The organism is Rhizobacter koreensis, from assembly GCF_013366375.1.
In the GTDB taxonomy this organism is placed as follows: Bacteria; Pseudomonadota; Gammaproteobacteria; order Burkholderiales; family Burkholderiaceae_C; genus Schlegelella_A; species Schlegelella_A koreensis.
This window is the reverse complement of the sequence record NZ_JABWMJ010000002.1, coordinates 635,130-654,892: the sequence shown is the minus strand read 5'-3', so window position 1 is coordinate 654,892 and position 19,763 is coordinate 635,130. Positions and strand designations below refer to the sequence as shown.

General features: G+C 70.2%; 21 protein-coding genes. 12 read left to right on the top strand and 9 right to left on the bottom strand.

The window, feature by feature from the left end:
- Window positions 1-12: 12 nt before the first annotated feature.
- Both prfB and HQN59_RS06930 read right to left on the bottom strand, forming a co-directional pair.
- A protein-coding gene (prfB, locus tag HQN59_RS06935; RefSeq protein ID WP_176067388.1) for a peptide chain release factor 2 occupies window positions 13-1,117 on the bottom strand; the annotation gives its coding sequence in 2 pieces (ribosomal slippage) (window positions 13-1,035 and window positions 1,037-1,117; 1,104 coding nt in all).
- 78 nt (window positions 1,118-1,195) lie between these two features.
- The gene (locus HQN59_RS06930; RefSeq protein ID WP_176067386.1) at window positions 1,196-2,137 is read right to left on the bottom strand and encodes an alpha/beta fold hydrolase; all 942 of its coding nucleotides are present in this window, start codon (window positions 2,135-2,137) and stop codon (window positions 1,196-1,198) included.
- Between the two features lie 80 nt (window positions 2,138-2,217).
- Here HQN59_RS06930 and HQN59_RS06925 point away from each other — a divergent pair, with 80 nt between their 5' ends.
- Window positions 2,218-2,709 (top strand): GNAT family N-acetyltransferase, encoded by a 492-nt coding sequence (locus HQN59_RS06925; protein WP_176067384.1) that lies wholly within the window; start codon window positions 2,218-2,220, stop codon window positions 2,707-2,709.
- The gene (locus HQN59_RS06920; RefSeq protein ID WP_342451141.1) at window positions 2,706-4,436 is read left to right on the top strand and encodes an acetate--CoA ligase; all 1,731 of its coding nucleotides are present in this window, start codon (window positions 2,706-2,708) and stop codon (window positions 4,434-4,436) included. Before HQN59_RS06925 ends, HQN59_RS06920 begins: the two co-directional genes overlap by 4 nt.
- A gap of 57 nt (window positions 4,437-4,493) precedes the next feature.
- On the opposite strand, the gene HQN59_RS06915 is transcribed toward HQN59_RS06920, so the two are convergent.
- Window positions 4,494-4,961 carry a CHRD domain-containing protein gene (locus tag HQN59_RS06915; protein ID WP_217703865.1) on the bottom strand — a complete coding sequence of 156 codons (468 nt, stop codon included), beginning with the start codon at window positions 4,959-4,961 and terminating at the stop codon, window positions 4,494-4,496.
- A gap of 143 nt (window positions 4,962-5,104) precedes the next feature.
- On the opposite strand from HQN59_RS06915, the gene HQN59_RS06910 reads away from it, so the two are divergent.
- Complete coding sequence (locus tag HQN59_RS06910; protein ID WP_176067382.1) at window positions 5,105-6,067, top strand: YihY/virulence factor BrkB family protein; 963 nt, start codon at window positions 5,105-5,107, stop codon at window positions 6,065-6,067.
- 89 nt (window positions 6,068-6,156) lie between these two features.
- Window positions 6,157-7,209, top strand: coding sequence for a YihY/virulence factor BrkB family protein (locus tag HQN59_RS06905; RefSeq protein WP_176067380.1), 1,053 nt, complete (start codon window positions 6,157-6,159; stop codon window positions 7,207-7,209).
- A gap of 54 nt (window positions 7,210-7,263) precedes the next feature.
- On the opposite strand, the gene HQN59_RS06900 is transcribed toward HQN59_RS06905, so the two are convergent.
- Window positions 7,264-7,902 carry a M23 family metallopeptidase gene (locus HQN59_RS06900; RefSeq protein WP_342451140.1) on the bottom strand — a complete coding sequence of 213 codons (639 nt, stop codon included), beginning with the start codon at window positions 7,900-7,902 and terminating at the stop codon, window positions 7,264-7,266.
- Between the two features lie 2 nt (window positions 7,903-7,904).
- Complete coding sequence (locus HQN59_RS06895; RefSeq protein WP_176067378.1) at window positions 7,905-8,912, bottom strand: L,D-transpeptidase family protein; 1,008 nt, start codon at window positions 8,910-8,912, stop codon at window positions 7,905-7,907.
- 152 nt (window positions 8,913-9,064) lie between these two features.
- Between HQN59_RS06895 and HQN59_RS06890 the strand changes: the two genes are divergently transcribed.
- The 5 genes from HQN59_RS06890 to HQN59_RS06870 all read left to right on the top strand — a co-directional run bounded on the left by HQN59_RS06890 (window position 9,065) and on the right by HQN59_RS06870 (window position 13,332).
- Window positions 9,065-10,291 carry an MFS transporter gene (locus HQN59_RS06890; RefSeq protein ID WP_176067377.1) on the top strand — a complete coding sequence of 409 codons (1,227 nt, stop codon included), beginning with the start codon at window positions 9,065-9,067 and terminating at the stop codon, window positions 10,289-10,291.
- Window positions 10,292-10,619: 328 nt separating this feature from the next.
- Entirely contained in the window at window positions 10,620-11,822 is a 1,203-nt protein-coding gene (sorT, locus tag HQN59_RS06885; RefSeq protein WP_176067374.1) for a SorT family sulfite dehydrogenase catalytic subunit, read from the top strand.
- A gap of 31 nt (window positions 11,823-11,853) precedes the next feature.
- Window positions 11,854-12,213 carry a SorU family sulfite dehydrogenase c-type cytochrome subunit gene (sorU, locus tag HQN59_RS06880; protein ID WP_176067531.1) on the top strand — a complete coding sequence of 120 codons (360 nt, stop codon included), beginning with the start codon at window positions 11,854-11,856 and terminating at the stop codon, window positions 12,211-12,213.
- Between the two features lie 18 nt (window positions 12,214-12,231).
- Complete coding sequence (gene plsY / locus HQN59_RS06875) at window positions 12,232-12,915, top strand: glycerol-3-phosphate 1-O-acyltransferase PlsY (protein WP_176067373.1); 684 nt, start codon at window positions 12,232-12,234, stop codon at window positions 12,913-12,915.
- A gap of 63 nt (window positions 12,916-12,978) precedes the next feature.
- Window positions 12,979-13,332: a RidA family protein gene (locus HQN59_RS06870; RefSeq protein WP_176067371.1), complete on the top strand. Its 354-nt coding sequence runs from the start codon at window positions 12,979-12,981 to the stop codon at window positions 13,330-13,332.
- A 49-nt stretch (window positions 13,333-13,381) separates the two neighbouring features.
- On the opposite strand, the gene HQN59_RS06865 is transcribed toward HQN59_RS06870, so the two are convergent.
- Complete coding sequence (locus HQN59_RS06865) at window positions 13,382-14,608, bottom strand: tryptophan--tRNA ligase (protein WP_176067369.1); 1,227 nt, start codon at window positions 14,606-14,608, stop codon at window positions 13,382-13,384.
- A 56-nt stretch (window positions 14,609-14,664) separates the two neighbouring features.
- On the opposite strand from HQN59_RS06865, the gene purN reads away from it, so the two are divergent.
- The 3 genes from purN to HQN59_RS06850 all read left to right on the top strand — a co-directional run bounded on the left by purN (window position 14,665) and on the right by HQN59_RS06850 (window position 17,992).
- On the top strand, window positions 14,665-15,297 hold the full coding sequence (purN, locus tag HQN59_RS06860) for a phosphoribosylglycinamide formyltransferase (protein WP_176067367.1): 633 nt from the start codon (window positions 14,665-14,667) through the stop codon (window positions 15,295-15,297).
- A 76-nt stretch (window positions 15,298-15,373) separates the two neighbouring features.
- The gene (locus HQN59_RS06855; protein WP_176067365.1) at window positions 15,374-16,633 is read left to right on the top strand and encodes an RsmB/NOP family class I SAM-dependent RNA methyltransferase; all 1,260 of its coding nucleotides are present in this window, start codon (window positions 15,374-15,376) and stop codon (window positions 16,631-16,633) included.
- Window positions 16,634-16,768: 135 nt separating this feature from the next.
- A complete protein-coding gene (locus HQN59_RS06850; RefSeq protein WP_176067363.1) occupies window positions 16,769-17,992 on the top strand; it encodes a DesA family fatty acid desaturase in 1,224 nt (407 codons plus the stop codon).
- 202 nt (window positions 17,993-18,194) lie between these two features.
- On the opposite strand, the gene rpmG is transcribed toward HQN59_RS06850, so the two are convergent.
- From rpmG to trxB, 3 genes are all read right to left on the bottom strand, one after another.
- Window positions 18,195-18,365, bottom strand: coding sequence for a 50S ribosomal protein L33 (rpmG, locus tag HQN59_RS06845; protein ID WP_176067361.1), 171 nt, complete (start codon window positions 18,363-18,365; stop codon window positions 18,195-18,197).
- Between the two features lie 18 nt (window positions 18,366-18,383).
- Window positions 18,384-18,617, bottom strand: a complete 234-nt coding sequence (gene rpmB, locus HQN59_RS06840) for a 50S ribosomal protein L28 (protein WP_176067359.1) — start codon at window positions 18,615-18,617, stop codon at window positions 18,384-18,386.
- Window positions 18,618-18,693: 76 nt separating this feature from the next.
- A complete protein-coding gene (gene trxB / locus HQN59_RS06835; protein ID WP_176067357.1) occupies window positions 18,694-19,650 on the bottom strand; it encodes a thioredoxin-disulfide reductase in 957 nt (318 codons plus the stop codon).
- Between the last annotated feature and the right edge of the window lie 113 nt (window positions 19,651-19,763).

Below are 19,763 nucleotides of genomic sequence, written 5' to 3'. Positions count from 1 at the left end.
TCGTGGCGTGGGTCAGACGCCTTGCTTCAGGCTCGCTTCGATGAAGGGGTCGAGGTCGCCGTCGAGCACCTTCTGCGTGTTGCTGATCTCGAGGTTGGTGCGCAGGTCCTTGATGCGGCTCTGGTCGAGCACGTAGCTGCGGATCTGGTGGCCCCAGCCGACGTCGGTCTTGGTGTCCTCGAGCTTCTGCTGCTCGGCCATGCGCTTTCTCATCTCGTGCTCATAGAGGCGCGAGCGCAGCATCTGCCAGGCCTCGTCGCGGTTGCGGTGCTGCGAACGGTCGTTCTGGCACTGCACGACGATGCCGGTCGGCACGTGCGTCAGGCGCACCGCCGAGTCGGTCTTGTTGATGTGCTGGCCGCCCGCACCGGAGGCGCGGAAGGTGTCGGTGCGCACGTCGGCCGGGTTGATGTCGATCTCGATCGAGTCGTCGACCTCGGGGTAGACGAAGAGGCTGGCGAAGCTCGTGTGACGGCCGCCCGCCGAGTCGAACGGGCTCTTTCTCACCAGCCGGTGCACGCCGGTCTCGGTGCGCAGCAGGCCGAACGCGTAGTCGCCCTCGACCTTGATGGTCGCGCTGCGGATGCCGGCGACGTCGCCCTCGGTCTCTTCCATGACCTCGGTCTTGAAGCCCTTGCGCTCGCAGTACTTGAGGTACTGGCGCAGCAGCATCGACGCCCAGTCGCACGCCTCGGTGCCGCCCGCGCCGGCCTGGATGTCGATGAAGCAATTGCTCGGGTCGAGCGGGTTGTCGAACATCCGCCGGAACTCGAGCTCCTTGATCGCGTCCTCGAGCTTGGCCGCGTCGGCCTCGATCGCGAGCAGGCCGTCGGTATCGCCGTCGGCCTTCGACATCTCGTAGAGCTCGCTGTTGTCGGCGAGGTTCGACGTCAGGTGGTCGATCGTCGAGACCACCGTCTCGAGCGAGCGCTTCTCGCGGCCGAGTTCCTGCGCCCGCTTGGGCTCGTTCCAGACGTTGGGGTTCTCGAGGGCGGCGTTGACCTCGTTCAGCCGCAGAGCTTTGCGGTCGTAGTCAAAGATACCCCCGTAGGTCGACCGTGCGCTTCGTCAGGTCGGCCAGGCGAGTACCGATTGCATTGATGTGTTCGACGTCCATGTGGTGCTCGCGAAATGAGTTCAGCCGCGGATTTTCTCACGCGCCCTCTGCAGGTGCCCGCGGTGGCGGGGAAGGGCTTCAGCCGGCGAGGAAGCGCTCGAGCAGGCGGGCGAGCTCGTCCGGGCGGTCGTGGTGCAGCATGTGGCCGGCCGGCGCCAGCACGTGGCGTTCGGCATTCGTCACGACGTCGAGCCGGCGATGGAACTCTTCCTTCGTGTAGCGGTTGCCCCACCACGTCTCGGGGCTGCTGAGGTCGCCTTCGACCCACAGCACCGGCGCGCTGATGCGCTTCCAGAACTCGAGCCACTCGTCGACGCGCGGCAGGATCGGGTTCGGCCGCTTGTGCGCCGGGTCGCCGAGGATCTCGAACTCGCCCGGCGTGCCGTCGGCGTTCGTGACCTGGCGCGACCAGTGCGCGGCGAGCCAGGCCGCTCGATCCGGGCGCAGCAGCGGGTTGGTCTTGCGCAGGCGCTCGGCGACCGCATCGAGGTTCGCATAGGTGCGCAGGGACTGCACTTCCTTCAGCGAGTCGAGCCACTCGCGCATGCGGCCCGGCGCCTGCTCGGCCTTCGACGCCGGCATGCCGAAGCCTTCGAGGTTGACGAGGCGGCGGATGCGTTCGGGCCGCACGCCGGCATAGAGCATCGCGACGTTGCCGCCCATGCTGTGGCCGACGAGGTCGATCGGGCGTCCGCCCGCCGTCTCGGGCAGCGCGTCGAGCACGGCGTCGAGGTCGCCAAGGTAGTCGGGAAACCAGTACGAGTCGGCCTGCGGCGCATCGGTGAGGCCGAAGCCGCGCCAGTCGAGCGCGATCGCGAAGCGGTTGTCGGCGAGCGCATCCATGACGAACTGGAACGACGCGGCGACGTCCATCCAGCCGTGCAGCAGCACGAGCGGCGGGCGCGCGGCGCTCACGCTTGCCGCGTCGCCCCACTGCAGGACGTGGTGCGCGAGGCCGCGTGCCTCGAGGAAGGTGCTGCGCGCAGCGCGCCGCGGCGCGTAGGGTCCGGTGTCGTCCATCGCGGCAGACTGTAGCGGTGTCGCCGGGCACCGGGTCTGCCGCAGGGCGCGCGCCCCGGGGCCGATGCAAGAATGCCTCGATGACCTCGCCACCCGCTTTCGCGCTACGCGCCGCAGCGCCGCGCGACCTCGACGCGATCGTCGGCCTGATCGGCGAGCTCGCCGAGTACGAGCACCTCACCCACCTGCTGCAGGTCACGCCCGAGCGCCTCGCGCCGCACCTGTTCGGCGAGCGGCCGGTCGCCGAGGCGTGGGTGGCCGAGCTCGATCACGGTGCGGTGGTCGCGTTCGCGCTCTTCTTCACCAACTTCTCGACGTTCCTCGCGCAGCCCGGGCTCTATCTCGAAGACCTGTTCGTGCAGCCCGCCGAGCGCGGCCGCGGCATCGGCCGTGCGCTGCTCACCCGCCTGGCGCAGCTCGCGGTCGAACGCGGCTGCGGCCGCTTCGAGTGGAGCGTGCTCGACTGGAACGAGCCGGCGATCCGCTTCTACGAGCGCATGGGCGCGACGGTGATGCCCGACTGGCGCATCTGCCGCATCGCCGGCGACGCCTTGCGCGGGTACGCGGCGTGACCGCGGCGCGCACGCGGCGCACGCCCAGCGCGCCCCGCGACGACCACGCGGCGCTGCACGCGGCCTTCCGCTGGCAGGTGCCGGCCGACTTCAACATCGCGGCGGTCTGCTGCACGCGCTGGGCTGAGGCGACCCCCGACGCCATCGCCGTGATCTACGAGCACGAGGACGGCACGCGGGCCGACTTCAGCTTCGGCGAGCTCGAGTCCGCGTCGAGGCGCCTGGCGGCCGCATTGACGCAACTCGGCGTCGCGCGCGGCGACCGCGTCGCGATCGTGATGCCGCAGCGCTTCGAGACCGCGGTCGCGCACATGGCGATCTATCGGCTCGGCGCGGTGGCGATGCCGCTCTCGATGCTGTTCGGCCCCGACGCGCTCGAGTTCCGCATCAACGACAGCGGTGCGCGCCTCGCGATCGTCGACGAGTCCGGGATCGGCAACGTGCGCGCCGCTCGCCCGCTCTGCGCCGGGCTCGAGACCGTGCTCTCGGTCGGCCGCGCCGAAGGGGAGGGCGACGTCGACTGGAGCGCGGCGCTCGCCGACGCGCCGCCCGCCGCGCCGACGGTCACGACGGCCGCCGAGGAGCCGGCAATCCTCATCTACACCAGCGGCACCACGGGCCCGCCGAAGGGCGCCCTGCTGCCGCAGCGGGTGCTGATCGGCCACCTCACCGGCTTCATCGCGAGCCAGGACTGGTTCGGCTTCGATCCGTTCGACCCCACGAAGCCTTCGGGCGCGGTGTTCTGGTCGCCGGCCGACTGGGCCTGGGCCGGCGGCTTGATGGACTCGCTGCTGCCTGCGCTCTATTTCGGCCGACCGATCGTCGCCTACCAGGGCCGATTCGCGCCGGACACGGCGTTCGCGCTGATGGAGCGGCACGGCGTCACCCACAGCTTCCTGTTCCCGACCGCCCTGAAGGCGATGATGAAGGCGGTGCCGCGACCGCGCGCGCGCTACCGGCTGGCGCTGGAGGCGATCATGAGTGCCGGCGAGGCGGTCGGCGACGCCGTCTTCGCGTACGGCCGCGACGAACTCGGCCTCACCATCAACGAGATGTTCGGCCAGACCGAGGTCAACTACATCGTGGGCAACTGCGCGCGCTTCTGGCCGGCGCGCCCCGGCAGCATGGGCCGGCCGTATCCCGGTCATCGCATCGCGGTGATCGACGACGCCGGCGTCGAGTGCCCGCGCGGCACGCCGGGCGACGTCGCGATCCATCGCCTCGATGTCCACGGCGACCCCGACCCGGTGTTCTTCCTCGGCTACTGGAACCGGCCCGACGCGACCGCCGCCAAGTTCACCGGCGATCCGAACGACAGCTGGTGCCGCACCGGCGACCTCGCGGTCATGGACGACGACGGCTACCTCTGGTACCAGGGTCGCGGCGACGACGTCTTCAAGGCCGCCGGCTACCGCATCGGCCCGAGCGAGATCGAGAACTGCCTCGTCAAGCACCCGGCAGTCGCCAACGCGGCGGTGGTGCCCAAGCCCGATGCCGAGCGCGGCGCGCTGGTCAAGGCGTACGTGGTGCTGGCGCCCGGCCATGCGGCGTCGGACGCGCTGGTCGACGAGCTGCAGCGCCACGTGCGCGGCAAGCTCGCGCCGTACGAGTACCCGAAGGAGATCGAGTTCATCGATGCCTTGCCGATGACGACCACCGGCAAGGTGCAGCGCCGCGTGCTGCGGCTGCGCGAGGCGGAGCGGGCGGCGGTGCCGCCCTCACGCTGAGCGCCGCGGCAAGCGCGGCGTCAGCGTTCGAACGTGCGGCCTCGACGGCCGCGCGTTTCAGAGCGGCTTGACCTGACCGCGGATCTCGCCGCCGGGGTTCTGCGCGGTATGCACGTTCACGTACCAGCGGCCGGCCAGCAGGTCGGCCTCCTGCGCCGGGGTCAGCGTCGCGGTGCCCTGGATCGGGCTCGCGGCGCTCGGGAACGGCACCACGACGCCGGCGTTCTGGCCGGGCTCGGCCGGGCCGTGGAAGTGCGCGGCGGTCGCCGGGCCGCTGAGGCCGCTGTAGGTGGCGGCCCAGGTCAGCGTGCGCGTGTTGTGTTCGTAGGTGGCGGTCAGGAAGCCCGCGCCACCGGTCTTGACTGGCGGCACTTCGCTGGTGCCCGAGAGCTGCGCGGCGAGCGTGCTGACCTTCGATGCCGCCTCGCTCTGCGCACTCGACGAATTCGACATGCTGCCGCAGCCACCGAGCGCCACCGCGACGGCGACGATGGCGGATTGCAGTGCGATTCGTGAGCTGATCATGAGGGGCCTCCTGGAGTGTGTTGGGGTTCGAACGTGGCAAGCGCGGGCAGGGCCGCGCCGGGCGCCGCATCATAGGTCCTGCAACCCGGTGCGTACGCTCCAGCGCAACGCCGTTTCATTTTGGAAACCCTCGTACTTTCCCTATGTCCCGACCTCCGATCCGCACCCTGCTGCAGCAGGCGCTCACCGCCTGGCGCGACGACCACGCGTCGAGCCTGGGCGCCGCAATCGCGTACTACGCGCTGTTCTCGCTGGCGCCGCTGCTGCTGATCATCGTGTCGATCGCGGGGCTGGCCTTCGGCCGCGAAGCGGCCGAAGGGCGCGTCGTCGCCGAGCTGAGCGGGCTCATGGGAATCGACAGCGCCGCGGCGCTGCAGGCGCTGCTGCGCAGCGTGTCGCGGCCCGAGCAGGGTGCGTTCGGCACCATCGTCGGAACGCTGCTGCTCGTGGTCGGCGCGACGGGGGTGCTGAGCGAGCTGCAGGACGCGCTCGACCGCATCTGGCAAGCGCCCGAGCGACCGGTCGGCTCCGGGCTGATGCAGCTGCTGCGCGGCCGCGTCGCCGCGCTCGGCATGATCATGGCGGTCGGCTTCCTGCTGGTCGTCTCGCTCGCGCTGAGTGCGGCGATCAGCGCACTGACGCAGTGGTCCGGGCAGGAGCCGACCGGCTACGGCCTGCTTCTCGAGGTGGTCAACTTCGCACTCAGCTTCGGCTTCGTCTCGGTCGCGTTTGCCGTGCTCTACAAGGTGATGCCGCGCGCCCGCATCGCCTGGCACGACGTGTGGGTGGGCGCGACCTTCACCGCGCTGCTGTTCACCGCCGGCAAGTTCCTGATCGGGTACTACATCGGGCGCGCCGGCGTCGCTTCGGGGTTCGGGGCCGCCGGCTCGGTGATCGTGCTGCTGGTCTGGATGTACTACTCGGCGCAGCTCTTCCTGCTGGGCGCCGAGTTCACCTGGGTGTACGCGCACGCCTGCGGCTCGCGGCAGCACCTCAAGGCCGAGACTTCGGCGGCGCCGATCGAACCTGTGGTCGAGCCCACCGAGCTGCTGTCCGAGTCGCGCCAGCGCCTGCGTGACGCACTCGAGCCGGCACGCCGCCGCTGACTTGGCGGGCGCGGCACTTGCCTGCGTCTCGTCACAACAAACCCGCGGCTGCCGCATGGCGGCGCCGCGCCGACGAGGGGGAAGCGGGCATGAACCTGAAGGGAATCATCAAGCCGTCGCAGATCTGGCCGCTGATCAAGCAGTCGGTGAACGCGTGGATCGACGACTACGCCCCGAGCATGGGCGCGGCGCTCTCGTACTACACGATGTTCTCGATCGCGCCGCTGCTGCTGATCGTGATCTCCGTCGCCGGGCTGGTGTTCGGCGACGAGGCGGCGCGGGGCGAGATCTTCGCCCAGCTCGGCGGCCTGATGGGCGCCGATGCCGCCAAGGGTGTCGAGGGTCTGCTCGCCAGCGTCAGCAAGCCCGAGGAGGGCATCGTCGCGACGGCGGTCGGCCTGGTGGTCCTGCTGATCGGCGCGACGACGGTGTTCGGCGAACTGCAGGACGCGCTCGACCGCATCTGGCGTGCGCCGGTGCGCGACAAGAGCGGTGGCATCTGGGGCCTTCTGCGCGCGCGCCTGCTCTCGTTCGGGATGATTCTCGGGATCGCCTTCCTGCTGATGGTGTCGCTGGTCGCGAGTGCCGCCCTTTCGGCGCTCGGCAAGTGGTGGGCGCCGTTGTTCGGCGGCTGGGAAGTCCTGCTCCAGATCGTCAACTTCCTCGTCAGCTTCGTCCTGGTGACCGGCATCTTCGCGATGATCTACAAGATCATGCCGCGCGTGAAGGTCGAGTGGCGCGACGTCTGGGTCGGTGCCGCCGTCACCTCGCTGATGTTCACCATCGGCAAGTTCCTGATCGGGCTCTACATCGGCAAGAGCGGGGTCGCATCGGCGTACGGCGCGGCCGGCTCGCTGGTGGTGGTGCTGCTCTGGGTCTACTACTCGGCGCAGGTGTTCCTGCTCGGCGCCGAGTTCACCTGGTGCTATGCCAAGTCGCACGGCTCGCTGCAGGGCGTCGCCGACGCGGCGGCACCCGACGCGGCCGCCGGTGTGCCGACGCGCAGCGACGACGGCGTGTCGAAGGACGCCGCTCCGCCCAAGCCCGAGCGCTCGGTGCCCGAGAAGATCGGTCTTGCGGTCGGTGCCGTTGCGGCGGCTCGCATGGTGCTGGCGGCGCTATCGACCGACAAGCCGCGGTAGGCGCGCGAGCGCTCGAGGGCTGCTGCCCCGCGGTGCGCCGGCCGCGGGTCGGGCTCAGCGCGTCTTCGGCACCAGCAGCGGGTACGGGTTGATCGGCGTGCCCTTCCACCACTGCCGTTCGGGGCCGAGCTTGAACAGCGCGAAGTGCAGGTGCGGCGCGTCGGGGCGCGCATTCCCGGTCGAGCCGACATAGCCGATCAGGTCGCCTCGACGGAGCTGCATGCCTTCCCGGATGCCGGGCGCGTAGCCGGCCAGGTGCGCGTAGTAGTACGCGTACGTGCCGGTCGGGTCGAACTGGTAGAGCGTGATGCCGCCGGGCTTGCTGTCGAACAGCTTGGCGACGGTGCCGTCGGCGACCGCGTGCACCGGCGTTCCGTGCGGCGCCATGATGTCGATCGCCTCGTGCGCGCGCTCGCCGCCACCGCGCGACTGATCGAACATGTCGTTCAGCTCGCCCGGCGCGACCCCGGGTACCGGGATCAGCAGCGCGCCGCCCGACGCCTCGGGAGCCGATGGCGCCGAGGCCGGCGGCGGTGGTGCAGGGACGGGCGTCGGTGCCGACGCCGGAGCGGGAGCGCTCGCGGGCCCTACCGGCGCCGGCACGTCGACGCGCTTGCAACCGGCGGCCAGCGCCACTGGCAGCATCAGCCAGCGCCAATCCGGCGCTCGCGTGCGCCGCGGCGACGCCGTCACCGCTACTCCTGGACGTCGACGACGAGGCCGGGCTTGACGAGCAGCGCGAGGCGCTCGACGTCCCAGTTCGTGAGGTGAAGGCACCCGTGCGTCTCGGCGCGGCCGAGCTTCTCGGGTGCCGGCGTGCCGTGGATGCCCCAGTGCGGCTTGCTGAGCCCGATCCAGGTCACGCCGACCGGGTTGTTCGGGCCTGCCTTCAGCACCGTCTTCTGGTGCTCGGGCTTGGCGTCCCACATGAGCTTGGGGTCGTAGGTGAAGGTCGGGTTCTTCACCTCGTTGACGATCTTGAGCTGACCGACCGGCAGCGGGTCGTTGGCGCCGCCCATGCTGATCGGGAACGCGGCGAGGACCTGCTCGTTGGCGCCGAGCACCCAGAGCAGCCGATCGGCCTTGTGCACGCGCAGCAGCGTGGCTTGCGGGAGCTTGTCGGGATTGCGGCCGATGTCGGCGACGACGATCTCGTCGCCCGCCTCGAAGCGCTTGCCGGGGTTCAGCTCGCGCAGCAGGCGCGGCGACATGTGGAAGCGTTCCCCCAGCATCTCGGTGACCGTCTCGTAGCCGAGCACAGGCAATTGCGCGCGCTCCATGACGTCGGCCGGGACCTTGGTGAACGGACCTTCGGCGTCGGCCGGCGTGATCGCATAGACAGCCGCCACACGCCCTGGGTCGGCCCGCAGCGCTTCCCAGGTCGCCGCGTCCACGCGGCCGCTCGGCTGCAGGTTGCGGGCACGCTGGAATGCGCTGACGCTGCGCCGCATGTTGGTGCTGAAGCGCCCGTCGATCTCGCCGGGCGAGAACCACGCGCGGTCGAGCAGGATCTGGGCACGGATCACCGCGGGGCCGCGCGAACCGTTCTGCAGCAGCGGGGTGTCGGTCGCCTCGTTGAGCCGAGCGGCTGCCGTCGCGGGGTCGACCGGCGCGGCGGCCGCTCGCCGGGGCTTGGCGTCGGCGAGCACGGGTCCGCAGGCCAGCGCCGCCAGCATCGAGAGGAGGGTGCGTCGGGTCGTCATCGCGGGTTCCGCAGGGAGTCTGGGGCGGCATCTTCGACGCGCGGCGTCGCGCCGCGACTAGGACGACGCCCCGACTTGAGGCACCGGCCGTCCGACAACGGGCACGCGGTGCGCCGCGAGCGCGAGAATCGCCGTTCCGCACCAGCGCCGCCATGCAGCACGCCGCCGACTCCCGTTACGCCTGGACCCGGCTCGGCGTCTCGCTCGCGCTGATGACGATCGGCAGCGGTGCGATGTACGTGATGGCCGTCGTGCTGCCGCCGGTGCAGGCCGAGTTCGGCGTCGCGCGCTCGTCGGCCGCGCTGCCGTACACGCTGCTGATGATCGGCTTCGGCTTCGGCGGCGTGCTGATGGGGCGCCTCGCGGACCGCTTCGGCGTGATGCTGCCCGCGCTGATCGGCAGCGCCGGCCTCGCGGCCGGCTTCGTCGGCGCCGGCTTTAGCACGAGCCTCGGCACGTTCGCCGTGCTGCACGGCGTGCTGCTCGGCCTTTTCGGCGCCTCGGCGACGTTCGGGCCGCTCGTCGCCGACACCTCGCTCTGGTTCCTGAAGCGCCGCGGCACCGCGGTCGCGATCTGCGCCAGCGGCAATTACCTCGCCGGCGCGATCTGGCCGCCGATCGTCCAGCGGTCGATCGAGGCGTTCGGCTGGCGCCACACCTACATCGGCCTCGGCGTGTTCTGCGCGCTGACGATGCCGCTGCTCGCGATGCTGCTCCGGCCGCGGCCGCCGCTCGCGCGCGACGCGGCGCCGGGCAGCATCGACTCGGCGGCGCGCCAGCGTCCGTTCGGGATGTCGCCGCGGGCGGCGCAGGCGCTGCTCTGCGTCGCCGGCACCGCCTGCTGCGTCGCGATGGCGATGCCGCAGGTCCACATCGTCGCGTACTGCGGCGACCTCGGCTACGGCGCGGCGCGCGGTGCGCAGATGCTCTCGTTGATGCTGGCCGCCGGCATCGTGAGCCGGCTCGTCTCGGGCGCGATCTGCGACCGCATCGGCGGTCTGCGCACGCTGCTGCTCGGGTCGGTGCTGCAGGGAATTGCCTTGCTGCTCTTCCTGCCGTTCGACGGCCTCGCGTCGCTGTTCGTGATCTCGGCGCTGTTCGGGCTGTTCCAGGGCGGGATCGTTCCGTCGTACGCGATCATCGTTCGGGAGCACTTCGCCCCGGCCGAAGCCGGGCAGCGCGTCGGCACCGTGCTGATGTTCACCCTGTTCGGCATGGCGCTCGGCGGCTGGGTCTCGGGCAAGGTGTTCGACCTCACGGGGTCGTACCACGCCGCGTTCGTCAACGGCATCGGCTGGAACCTCGTGAACCTCGCGATCGCGCTGCTCCTGCTCTGGCGCACCGGGCGCGGACGCCGCTTCGCGCCGCTGCCGGTCTGAGCGACCCGGCCGGCCGGCGCCCGCTCGGCCGCCGTCTTCGGCAGCGCCGGGCCGTACGTTCGAGCGATCCGCGCGCGTCATTCGGATTGGACCAACCAATGCGGCGCATCGGTCCGACCAGCCGTCACCTGCGTCGGGCGTGACACACGCCGCTGTCGCGCGTCGCGCCGACGCGACAACGAGCCCGATCTGCGCGAACTAGTTGGTCCGTCTCCCGACGACGTGCCGGCACGCGGTTTCACGACCCCACCCCACTCCGATACTGCGCCCGCGCGGCCCCCACCAGGGTGCGGCCGCTGCCTTTCCACTGCCTCGAGATCGGAGCCCGATGAGCACGAACGACTTTCCCCTGCGCCGCCGCCAGCTGCTCGCCGGCAGTGCGAGCGCGCTCGCCGCGAGCGGCCTTGCCACGTTCACCCGGGGTGCCTCGGCGCAGACCGCGCGTCCGTTCCCGCCGAACCTCGAGTGGAAGGACCCGGCCAACTTCATCGTCCACAACGCGCGCGAGCTCGAGACCAAGCGCAGTGCGTTCGGCACCAGCGCGATCACGCCGGCCGAGCGCCTGTTCGTGCGCGCCAACCTGCCGACGCCGGACCCGTCGATCGTCGCCGACCGCGACGCCTGGACCGTGTCGATCGAAGGCGTGCGCAACCCGCGAACGCTGAGCATCCGCGAGCTCAAGGCGATCGGCATCGAGACCACGACCTCGGTGCTGCAATGCTCCGGCAACGGCCGCGGCTTCTTCCCGAGCAAGCCGACCGGCGCGCAGTGGACCGTCGGCGCATCGGGCTGCGTGGTGTGGAGCGGCGTGCCGATCCGCTACCTGGTCGACGCGCTCGGCGGCCTCGATGCCGGCGTGCAGTTCATCACTGGCACCGGCGGCGAGAAGCTGCCGGAGGGCGTCGACCCGCTGAGCGTGGTGGTCGAGCGCTCGGTCCCGCTGCGCGCGCTTCCCGACGCCCTGCTCGCATGGGAGATGAACGGCGCGCCGCTGCCGCTGATCCACGGTGGCCCGCTGCGCCTCATCGCGCCCGGCTTCCAGGGCATCAACAACGTCAAGTACATCAAGCGCCTCGCGTTCAGCGCGACCGAGTCGAAGGCGCGCATCCAGCAGCTCGGCTATCGCATGGCGCCGCTCGGCGGCAAGGCCGACCCGAGCCAGCCGTCGGTCTACGAGATGGGCCTCAACTCGTGGGTCAACGGCCCGGGCGCCGACGGCGCCCCGGTCAAGGCCGGCACGGTGTGGGTCCACGGGGTCGCGTTCAGCGGCGGCACGCCGATCCGCAAGGTCGAGGTCTCGACCAACGGCGGTCGTGACTGGCTGGAAGGGAACTTCATCGGTCCCGACCTCGGCCGCTTCGCGTGGCGCCAGTTCGCGCTGCCGGTGAAGATGGCGCCCGGCACCTACCAGGTGACGAGCCGTGCCACCGATGCGAGCGGTGCGGTGCAGGTCGAGAACCGGGTCGAGAACCTGAGCGGCTACAACAACACCAGCTGGCGCGATCACATCGTCGCCGTCACGGTGGCCTGACGCGGTGACGACGACATCCCGGGTGCGCTCGCTGCGGCCGCCGCTCGATGCGCGCCTCGCCGCGGCGCTCGCCGCACTGCTGCTTGGTGCCGGCATCGCGGTCGCGCCGCGCGCCCATGCCGCCGACGACGCGGCGCAGCTCGCGCTCGGCAAGGCCCTCTTCACGAAGGACGCGAGTCCGGCGTGCGCGGTCTGCCACACGCTCAGGGACGCCGGCGCCGCCGGCGAGGTCGGCCCCAATCTCGACGAGCTGCAGCCCGACCCCGCGCGCATCACCAAGGCGCTCAACAACGGCATCGGCAACATGCCGTCGTTCAAGGGCTCGCTCAGCCCGGCGCAGATCGAGGCGCTGGCGCGCTACGTGTCGAAGGCGAGTCGCGCCACGAAGTAGAGAAGCGACAATCCAGCAATGGATGCGTCGACCTTCACCGCGCTGGCGTCCCTGGCCGGCTACCTCATCGGTTCGCTCTCGTTCGCGGTGATCGTGAGCCGCCTGATGCGCCTGGACGATCCGCGCACCTACGGCTCGAAGAACCCCGGCGCGACCAACGTGCTGCGCTCCGGCAACCGTGCCGCCGCGGTGCTGACGCTGGCGCTCGACGCGCTCAAGGGCTACGTCCCGGTGGTGCTGGCGGCATGGGTCGCCGCCGAGCACCGCTTGTCGTCCGACGCCACCGAGTGGGCGCTGGGCTGCGTCGGCCTCGCCGCATTCCTCGGCCATCTCTGGCCGGTGTTCTTCCGCTTCCAGGGCGGCAAGGGCGTCGCCACCGCCGTCGGCGTGCTGTTCGGCCTCAACCCGTGGCTCGGCCTCGCGAGCCTCGCGACCTGGCTGATCATCGCCGCGTTCTTCCGCTACTCGTCGCTCGCCTCGCTGGTCGCGGCGGTGTTCGCGCCGTTCTTCCAGCTGTTCGGCTGGGGCGGCGGCCCGATCGCGCTCGTGCTGGTGGTGATGGCGTTCCTCTTGTTCTGGCGCCACCAGGGCAACATCAGGAAGCTGATCGCCGGCACCGAGAGCAAGCTCGGCGCGCGAGCGGCCCCGCCGGCCGCGAGCCCGACGCGACCTGTCGCGCGGCGCCGCCAGCGCTCGCGCTGAAGGCGCTGTCGCCTGCCGCGTCACGCGCGTGACGCGGCGTCACTCCACCTCGAAGGAAACCTCATGACGCAAGGACTGCGCCGCTTCCACGTCGGCGATCGTCTCTCCGAGATGACGATCTTCAACCAGACCGTCTATCTCGCCGGCCAGGTCGCCGCCGACGCGAGCGCCGACATCCGTGGCCAAACCCGGCAGGTGCTGGGCGAGATCGACAAGCTGCTCGCCGAAGCCGGCACCGACAACGCGCACATCCTGATGGCGCAGATCTTCCTGCCCGACCTCGCCGACTTCGACGCCATGAACGAGCTCTGGGAAGACTGGGTCGCGCCGGGCGACGCGCCGCCCCGCGCGACGATCCAGGCGAACCTCGCCAAGCCGCAATGGAAGATCGAGATCGTGGTCACCGCCGCGCTCTGATGCAGCACGGTCGACGTCGTCGAGGCCGGCTCCGCCGGCCGGCCGGGCCTCAGTAGCTGAGCCCCATCGCGTCGCGGACGCTGCGCATCGTCTCGCGGGCGACCGTCCGTGCGCGCTCGGTGCCAACCTCGACGATCCAGTGCAGCTTCCGGGGGTTGGTGAGATACGGCTCGGCGCGCTCGCGCCACGGCTGCTGCTCGGCCTTGATCGCATCGATGACCGGCTGCTTGCAATCGAGGCAGCCGATGCCGGCGGTGCGGCAGCCGTGCGCCGCCCACGCCTTGGTCGGCTCGTCCGAGTAGACGAGGTGGAACTGCCAGACCGGGCAGCGTTCCGGCTCGCCGGGGTCGCTGCGGCGCACGCGCGCCGGGTCGGTCTGCATGCGGCGAATCTTCTTCTCGACCTCGGCCGGCTCCTCGCGCATCGCGATCGCGTTGCCGTAGCTCTTGCTCATCTTCGCGCCGTCGAGCCCGGGCAGGCGCTTCACCTCGGTGTGCAGCGCGTGGGGCTCGCGCAGGATCGCCTTGCCGGTGCCGCGCAGGTAGCCCTCGAGGCGCTCGCGGTCGGCCGCGCCGAGGCTCGCGCTGTCCGCGATCAGCGTCCGCGCGTCCTCGAGCGCCTGTTCGCTGCCGCCCTCCTGGAACGCCTTTCGCGCCGCCTCGAACGCGCGCGCGCCGGCCTTGCCGAGCTTGGCCACGGCCGCCTGCGCGAGCGCCTCGTGGTTCGGCTCGCGGCCGTACAGGTGGTTGAAGCGGCGCGCGACCTCGCGCGTGATCTCGACGTGCGGGGCCTGGTCCTCGCCGACCGGAACGTAGGCCGCGTTGTAGATCAGGATGTCGGCGGCTTGCAGCAGCGGGTAGCCGAGAAAGCCGTACGTGGCGAGGTCCTTGTCCTTGAGCTTCTCGATCTGGTCCTTGTAGGTCGGCATGCGCTCGAGCCAGCCGAGCGGCGTTCCCATCGCGAGCAACGTGAAGAGCTCGGCGTGCTCGGGCAGCCGGCTCTGGATGAAGATGGTCGAGCGGTCGGGGTCGATGCCGGCGGCAAGCCAGTCGGTCACCATGTCGTAGGTGTTCGCCGCCACGACCTCGCGATCCTCGTAGTGCGTGGTCAGCGCGTGCCAGTCGGCCACGAAGTAGAAGCAGTCGTAGCCGTCCTGCAGGCGTACCCAGTTTTTGAGCGCGCCGTGGAAGTGGCCGAGGTGCAATGCGCCGGTGGGCCGCATGCCCGAGAGCACACGCTCCCTGGGCGAGGTGTCGGGCAGGGAATCGGTCGTCATCGGCGGCTTTCGTGGGGGCCGTGATTGTAGGTTCCGGCCCGTACACTGCCGCCCGCATGAAGAACATCGTGATCGCGATCTCGGGCCGTGGCTCGAACATGGAGGCCATCGTCCGCGCTTGCGAAAGCGAGCGGTGGGACGCCCGGATCGCGCTCGTCGTCAGCAACCGCGCCGACGCCGGCGGGCTCGTCTTCGCGCGCGAGCGCGGCATCGCCACGGCGGTCGTCGACCACAGAACGTTCGCCTCGCGCGAGGCGTTCGACGCCGAACTGGCGGACGTCATCGACGCCGCCGCGCCGGCGGTGGTGGTGCTCGCCGGGTTCATGCGCATCCTCACGCCGGGGTTCGTCGCGCGCTTCGCCGGGCGACTCGTGAACGTGCACCCCTCGCTGCTGCCGGCGTTCCCCGGGCTCCATACGCACCGGCGCGCGCTCGACGCCGGCTGCAAGGTCGCCGGCGCGACGGTGCACCTCGTGACCGCTGAGCTCGACCACGGCCCGATCGTCGCGCAGGCGGTGGTCCCGGTGCGCGCCGGCGACACGCCCGACGACCTGGCGGAGCGCGTGCTGGTGCAGGAGCACGTGCTCTACCCGCGCGCGGTGCGCTGGCTCGCGGCCGGCGAGCTGCGCATCGACGGCGACGTGGTGCATCACACGCGCGGCGAGTCGCAGCTGCTGGTCGCGGCCTGAGGCCGGCGCGCGCTCGTCGGAGCGCCCGCGGCCCGCGGCGCCGCGGGCGTCGAACCCGGCCCGCGATAATTCCGCGATGCATCCGAACGCCCTCATCGAGCACGCGACCGAGCTGCTGCACCGGGTGTTGCGCTTCGACAAGCCCGCCGATGCGGTGGTCTCCGATTTCTTCCGCGAGCACCGCGAGTTCGGACCGCGCGAGCGTGCGACCCTCGCCGAGACCGCCTTCGACGTGCTGCGTCAGCGCCTGCTGTACCAGCACCTGGCGCAGTCCGGTAGCGGGGAGATGGAGCGCCGCCTCGCGATCCTCGGCTGGCACGGCAACGCGGGGTTCCTGAGGGCGGCGCTCAGCGACGCCGAGCGCGCCTGGCTCGACCGTGTCGGGCAGATCGACCGCGCGAGCTTGCCGGAGAAGCTGCGCCACAACCTGCCCGACTGGCTTGCCGAGACGCTGCAGCCGCAGCTCGGCGACGAGTTCTGGCCGTGGGTCGAGCGCGTCTCGGCGCCGGCACCGCTCGACCTGCGCGTCAACACCTGGCAGGCCGACCGGAATGCGGTGCAGGCCGAGCTCGCCGCCGCCGGTATCGACGCGCAGCCCACGCCGTACTCGCCGATCGGCCTGCGGATCGACGGCAAGCCGGCGCTGCAGAAGCTCGACGTCTTCAAGCGCGGCGCCGTCGAGGTGCAGGACGAGGGCAGCCAGCTCCTCGTGATGCTGACCGGCGCCAGGCGCGGCGAGATGGTGGTCGACTTCTGCGCCGGGGCCGGCGGCAAGACGCTCGCGCTCGGCGCGCAGATGCGCAACACCGGCCGCCTCTACGCCTTCGACGTGTCCGGGCACCGCCTCGCCGCGCTCAAGCCGCGGCTCGCGCGCAGCGGACTCTCGAACGTCTACCCGGTGCAGATCGCGCACGAGCGCGACGACCGGATCCAGCGCCTCGCGGGCAAGATCGACCGCGTGCTGGTCGACGCGCCGTGCTCCGGGCTCGGCACGCTGCGCCGCAACCCCGACCTCAAGTGGCGGCAGTCGCCGGAAGGCATCGCCGACATGCGGCCGAAGCAGGCCGCCATCCTCAAGGCGGCGGCGCGCCTCGTGAAGCCGGGCGGGCGCCTGGTCTACGCCACTTGCAGCCCGCTCGAGGCCGAGGACGAGGACGTGGCACGCGAGTTCGCCGAGAGCCATCCGAACTGGGCCGCGCTGCCGGTGTCCAGCCTCCTGGAGGCGGCGCACGTCGCGGCGGCCCAGACGCTGGTCGCCGGCGAATACCTGCGGCTCTGGCCGCATCGGCACGGGACGGACGGTTTTTTCGCCGCGGTCTGGCAAAAGGGCGGCTGAACCGGTCCTCCCGAGGGAACCAAGCCCGCGAACAGCACTCCATATCCTGCGTTTCATAGGGGATTGCCCAAACCCCTTTGAATAGAATGCGAGGCTGCCCGAATCCCCGGGTGGACCAACGGAGAAAGCTGCTCGATGGATGTTCTGATTTCGGTGCACGACGCGCTGGTGGACTGGTTGGCTCATGGTCTGGCGTCGTTCAGCGGGTGGGAGATCCTGGCTTTCACGCTGGTCGCGACGCACATCACGATCGCGTCGGTGACCATCTTCCTGCACCGGGCGCAGGCACACCGCGCGCTCGAGCTGCATGCGATCCCGTCGCACTTCTTCCGCTTCTGGCTCTGGCTGACCACCGGCATGGTGACCAAGGAGTGGGTTGCGATCCACCGCAAGCACCACGCCAAGTGCGAGACCGAGGACGACCCGCACAGCCCGCAGACGCGCGGCATCAAGACCGTCCTGCTGACCGGCAGCGAGCTCTATCGTGCCGAGGCCAAGGTCGACGAGACGGTCAAGAAGTTCGGCCACAACACGCCCGACGACTGGATCGAGCGCAATCTCTACACCCGCTACAGCTGGCAGGGCGTCGGCGTGATGCTGATCATCGACCTGCTGCTGTTCGGCGCGGTCGGTGCCACCGTGTGGGCGGTGCAGATGCTGTGGATCCCGATCACCGCCGCCGGCATCATCAACGGCCTCGGCCACTGGTGGGGCTACCGCAACTTCGAGGCGGTCGACGCCAGCACCAACATCTCGCCGCTCGGCCTGATCATCGGTGGCGAGGAGCTGCACAACAACCACCACACCTACCCGACGTCGGCCAAGCTGTCCGTCAAGCCGTACGAGTTCGACATCGGCTGGGCCTACATCCGCGGCCTCGAGATGCTCGGTCTCGCGAAGGTTCGCAAGACGGCGCCGCAACTCAAGCTCGGCAGTGTCAGGCCGGTTGCCGACGGCAAGACGCTGGAGGCGATCATCGCCAACCGCTACGAGGTGATGGCCAAGTACGCGCGCGGTCTGCGCCGCGTGAGCAAGTCCGAGCTGCAGCGTCTCAAGAGCGAAGGCGTGACCTGCGAGAACCGTCTGGGTGCGTTGCAGGCCGCGCGTCGCTGGCTGCACCGCGACGCCGACAAGATCCCCAGCTCGGTCAAGCCGCAGCTCGAGCAGGCGATCGCCGTCAGCCCGGGCCTGGCTCAGCTGGTCGCGATGCGCGAGGAGCTGCGCTCGCTCTGGACCCGCACCAACGTGTCGGCCGAGCAGCTCGTCGCCGACCTGCAGGCCTGGCTGCGCAAGGCCGAAGAGAGCGGCATTGCCGCGCTCCAGGAGTTCGCCTTGAAGCTGCGCGCCGCGCACGCCTGACCGGCGCCCGCGACGCGGGCACGCCGAACGAGAAAGGGTCGCGCAAGGCGACCCTTTTCGTTTGTGGGGTCGGCGAAACGGTCCGTGTTCGTGCGGCTGTTCTGCGTGCGGCCGGTCGCCCAAGAACAAAGAGCCGCATCAGCGGCTCCACAAAAGCAAAGAGCCGCATCAGCGGCTCTTTGTCATCGCAAGCTCGAGCGTCTTACTTGAGCTTGGTTTCCTTGTAGGCGACGTGCTTGCGCGCCACCGGGTCGAACTTCATCATCTCGAGCTTTTCGGGCGTTGTCTTCTTGTTCTTGTCGGTCGTGTAGAAGTGACCGGTACCCGCCGTCGATTCGAGCTTGATCTTCTCGCGTCCGCCTTTTGCTGCCATGGTGTGCTCCTCGTGCGGTTAGATTTCGCCGCGCTGACGCAGGTCGGCGACGACGCTCTCGATGCCGACCTTGTCGATGAGGCGCAGACCGGCGTTCGACACGCGCAGGCGCACCCAGCGGTTCTCGGCTTCGATCCAGAAGCGGCGGTACTGCAGGTTGGGCAGGAAGCGACGCTTGGTCTTGTTGTTCGCGTGGGAAACGTTGTTGCCGACCATCGGCCCCTTCCCGGTGACTTGACAGACGCGTGACATGACGCTTCTCCGTTGAGCAAAGCCGATGATTATAGCGTGTCCAGCTGCGCCGGCTACCCCTGCGTCCCGCTCGGGTTCACCCGGCCTGCTCGAGGAAACGCTGCGCGTCGAGCGCGGCCATGCAGCCGGTGCCTGCGCTCGTGATCGCCTGGCGATACACATGGTCCTGCACGTCGCCGGCCGCGAACACGCCCGGCACGCTGGTCATCGTCGCCATCCCCGAGAGCCCGCTGTGGGTGAGGATGTAGCCGTCCTTCATCTCGAGCTGGCCCTTGAACACCTCGGTGTTCGGCTGGTGTCCGATCGCGATGAAGCAGCCGCTCACCGCCAGCTCGCTCGTGCGGCCGTCCTCCGTGCTGCGCAGGCGCACGCCCGTCACCCCGCTCGCATCGCCGAGCACCTCGTCGAGCGTGTTCCACAGGTGCAGGTGCATCTTCCCCTCGGCCACGCGGGCCATCATCTTGTCGACGAGGATCGCCTCGGCGCGGAACTTGTCGCGACGATGGATCACGTGCACGTTGCGGGCGATGTTCGAGAGGTAGAGCGCCTCCTCGACCGCGGTGTTGCCGCCGCCCACCACGCAGACGTCCTGGCCGCGATAGAAGAAGCCGTCGCAGGTGGCGCAGCCGCTCACGCCGCGGCCCATGAAGGCCTGCTCGGAGGGCAGGCCCAGGTACTTGGCCGACGCCCCGGTCGCGACGATCAGCGTGTCGCAGGTGAAGGTGTGCGAGTCGCCTTCGAGCCTGAACGGCCGTGTCGAGAGGTCGACGCGGTTCACGTGATCGAACACGATCTGCGTATCGAAGCGCTCGGCGTGCTTGAGGAAGCGCTGCATCAGGTCCGGCCCCATCACGCCGTCGACGTCGGCCGGCCAGTTGTCGACCTCGGTGGTCGTCATCAGCTGGCCGCCCTGCGCAATGCCGGTCACCAGAACCGGCTTGAGGTTGGCGCGTGCGGCGTAGACCGCGGCGGTGTAGCCGGCGGGGCCCGAGCCGAGGATCAGGACTTTGGCGTGGGGATGAGGGGTGGTCATCGGGTCGGGAGTGTGGCGACGAGGCCAATCGGAGGGGCCGAAGTCTGACATGCGGCCGAAAAGGACTGGCATCAAGGCGTGCAATGGTCACAATAATGGCGCTGTCGCAGCCG

Bases quoted from the DNA above. Each gene is read 5' to 3' on its own strand.
- HQN59_RS06930 (WP_176067386.1), bottom strand. From the start codon at position 2,137: ATGGACGACACCGGACCCTACGCGCCGCGGCGCGCTGCGCGCAGCACC.
- HQN59_RS06925 (WP_176067384.1), top strand. From the start codon at position 2,218: ATGACCTCGCCACCCGCTTTCGCGCTACGCGCCGCAGCGCCGCGCGAC.
- HQN59_RS06915 (WP_217703865.1), bottom strand. From the start codon at position 4,961: ATGATCAGCTCACGAATCGCACTGCAATCCGCCATCGTCGCCGTCGCG.
- HQN59_RS06910 (WP_176067382.1), top strand. From the start codon at position 5,105: ATGTCCCGACCTCCGATCCGCACCCTGCTGCAGCAGGCGCTCACCGCC.
- HQN59_RS06905 (WP_176067380.1), top strand. From the start codon at position 6,157: ATGAACCTGAAGGGAATCATCAAGCCGTCGCAGATCTGGCCGCTGATC.
- HQN59_RS06895 (WP_176067378.1), bottom strand. From the start codon at position 8,912: ATGACGACCCGACGCACCCTCCTCTCGATGCTGGCGGCGCTGGCCTGC.
- HQN59_RS06890 (WP_176067377.1), top strand. From the start codon at position 9,065: ATGCAGCACGCCGCCGACTCCCGTTACGCCTGGACCCGGCTCGGCGTC.
- sorT (WP_176067374.1), top strand. From the start codon at position 10,620: ATGAGCACGAACGACTTTCCCCTGCGCCGCCGCCAGCTGCTCGCCGGC.
- plsY (WP_176067373.1), top strand. From the start codon at position 12,232: ATGGATGCGTCGACCTTCACCGCGCTGGCGTCCCTGGCCGGCTACCTC.
- HQN59_RS06870 (WP_176067371.1), top strand. From the start codon at position 12,979: ATGACGCAAGGACTGCGCCGCTTCCACGTCGGCGATCGTCTCTCCGAG.
- HQN59_RS06865 (WP_176067369.1), bottom strand. From the start codon at position 14,608: ATGACGACCGATTCCCTGCCCGACACCTCGCCCAGGGAGCGTGTGCTC.
- purN (WP_176067367.1), top strand. From the start codon at position 14,665: ATGAAGAACATCGTGATCGCGATCTCGGGCCGTGGCTCGAACATGGAG.
- HQN59_RS06855 (WP_176067365.1), top strand. From the start codon at position 15,374: ATGCATCCGAACGCCCTCATCGAGCACGCGACCGAGCTGCTGCACCGG.
- HQN59_RS06850 (WP_176067363.1), top strand. From the start codon at position 16,769: ATGGATGTTCTGATTTCGGTGCACGACGCGCTGGTGGACTGGTTGGCT.
- rpmG (WP_176067361.1), bottom strand. From the start codon at position 18,365: ATGGCAGCAAAAGGCGGACGCGAGAAGATCAAGCTCGAATCGACGGCG.
- rpmB (WP_176067359.1), bottom strand. From the start codon at position 18,617: ATGTCACGCGTCTGTCAAGTCACCGGGAAGGGGCCGATGGTCGGCAAC.
- trxB (WP_176067357.1), bottom strand. From the start codon at position 19,650: ATGACCACCCCTCATCCCCACGCCAAAGTCCTGATCCTCGGCTCGGGC.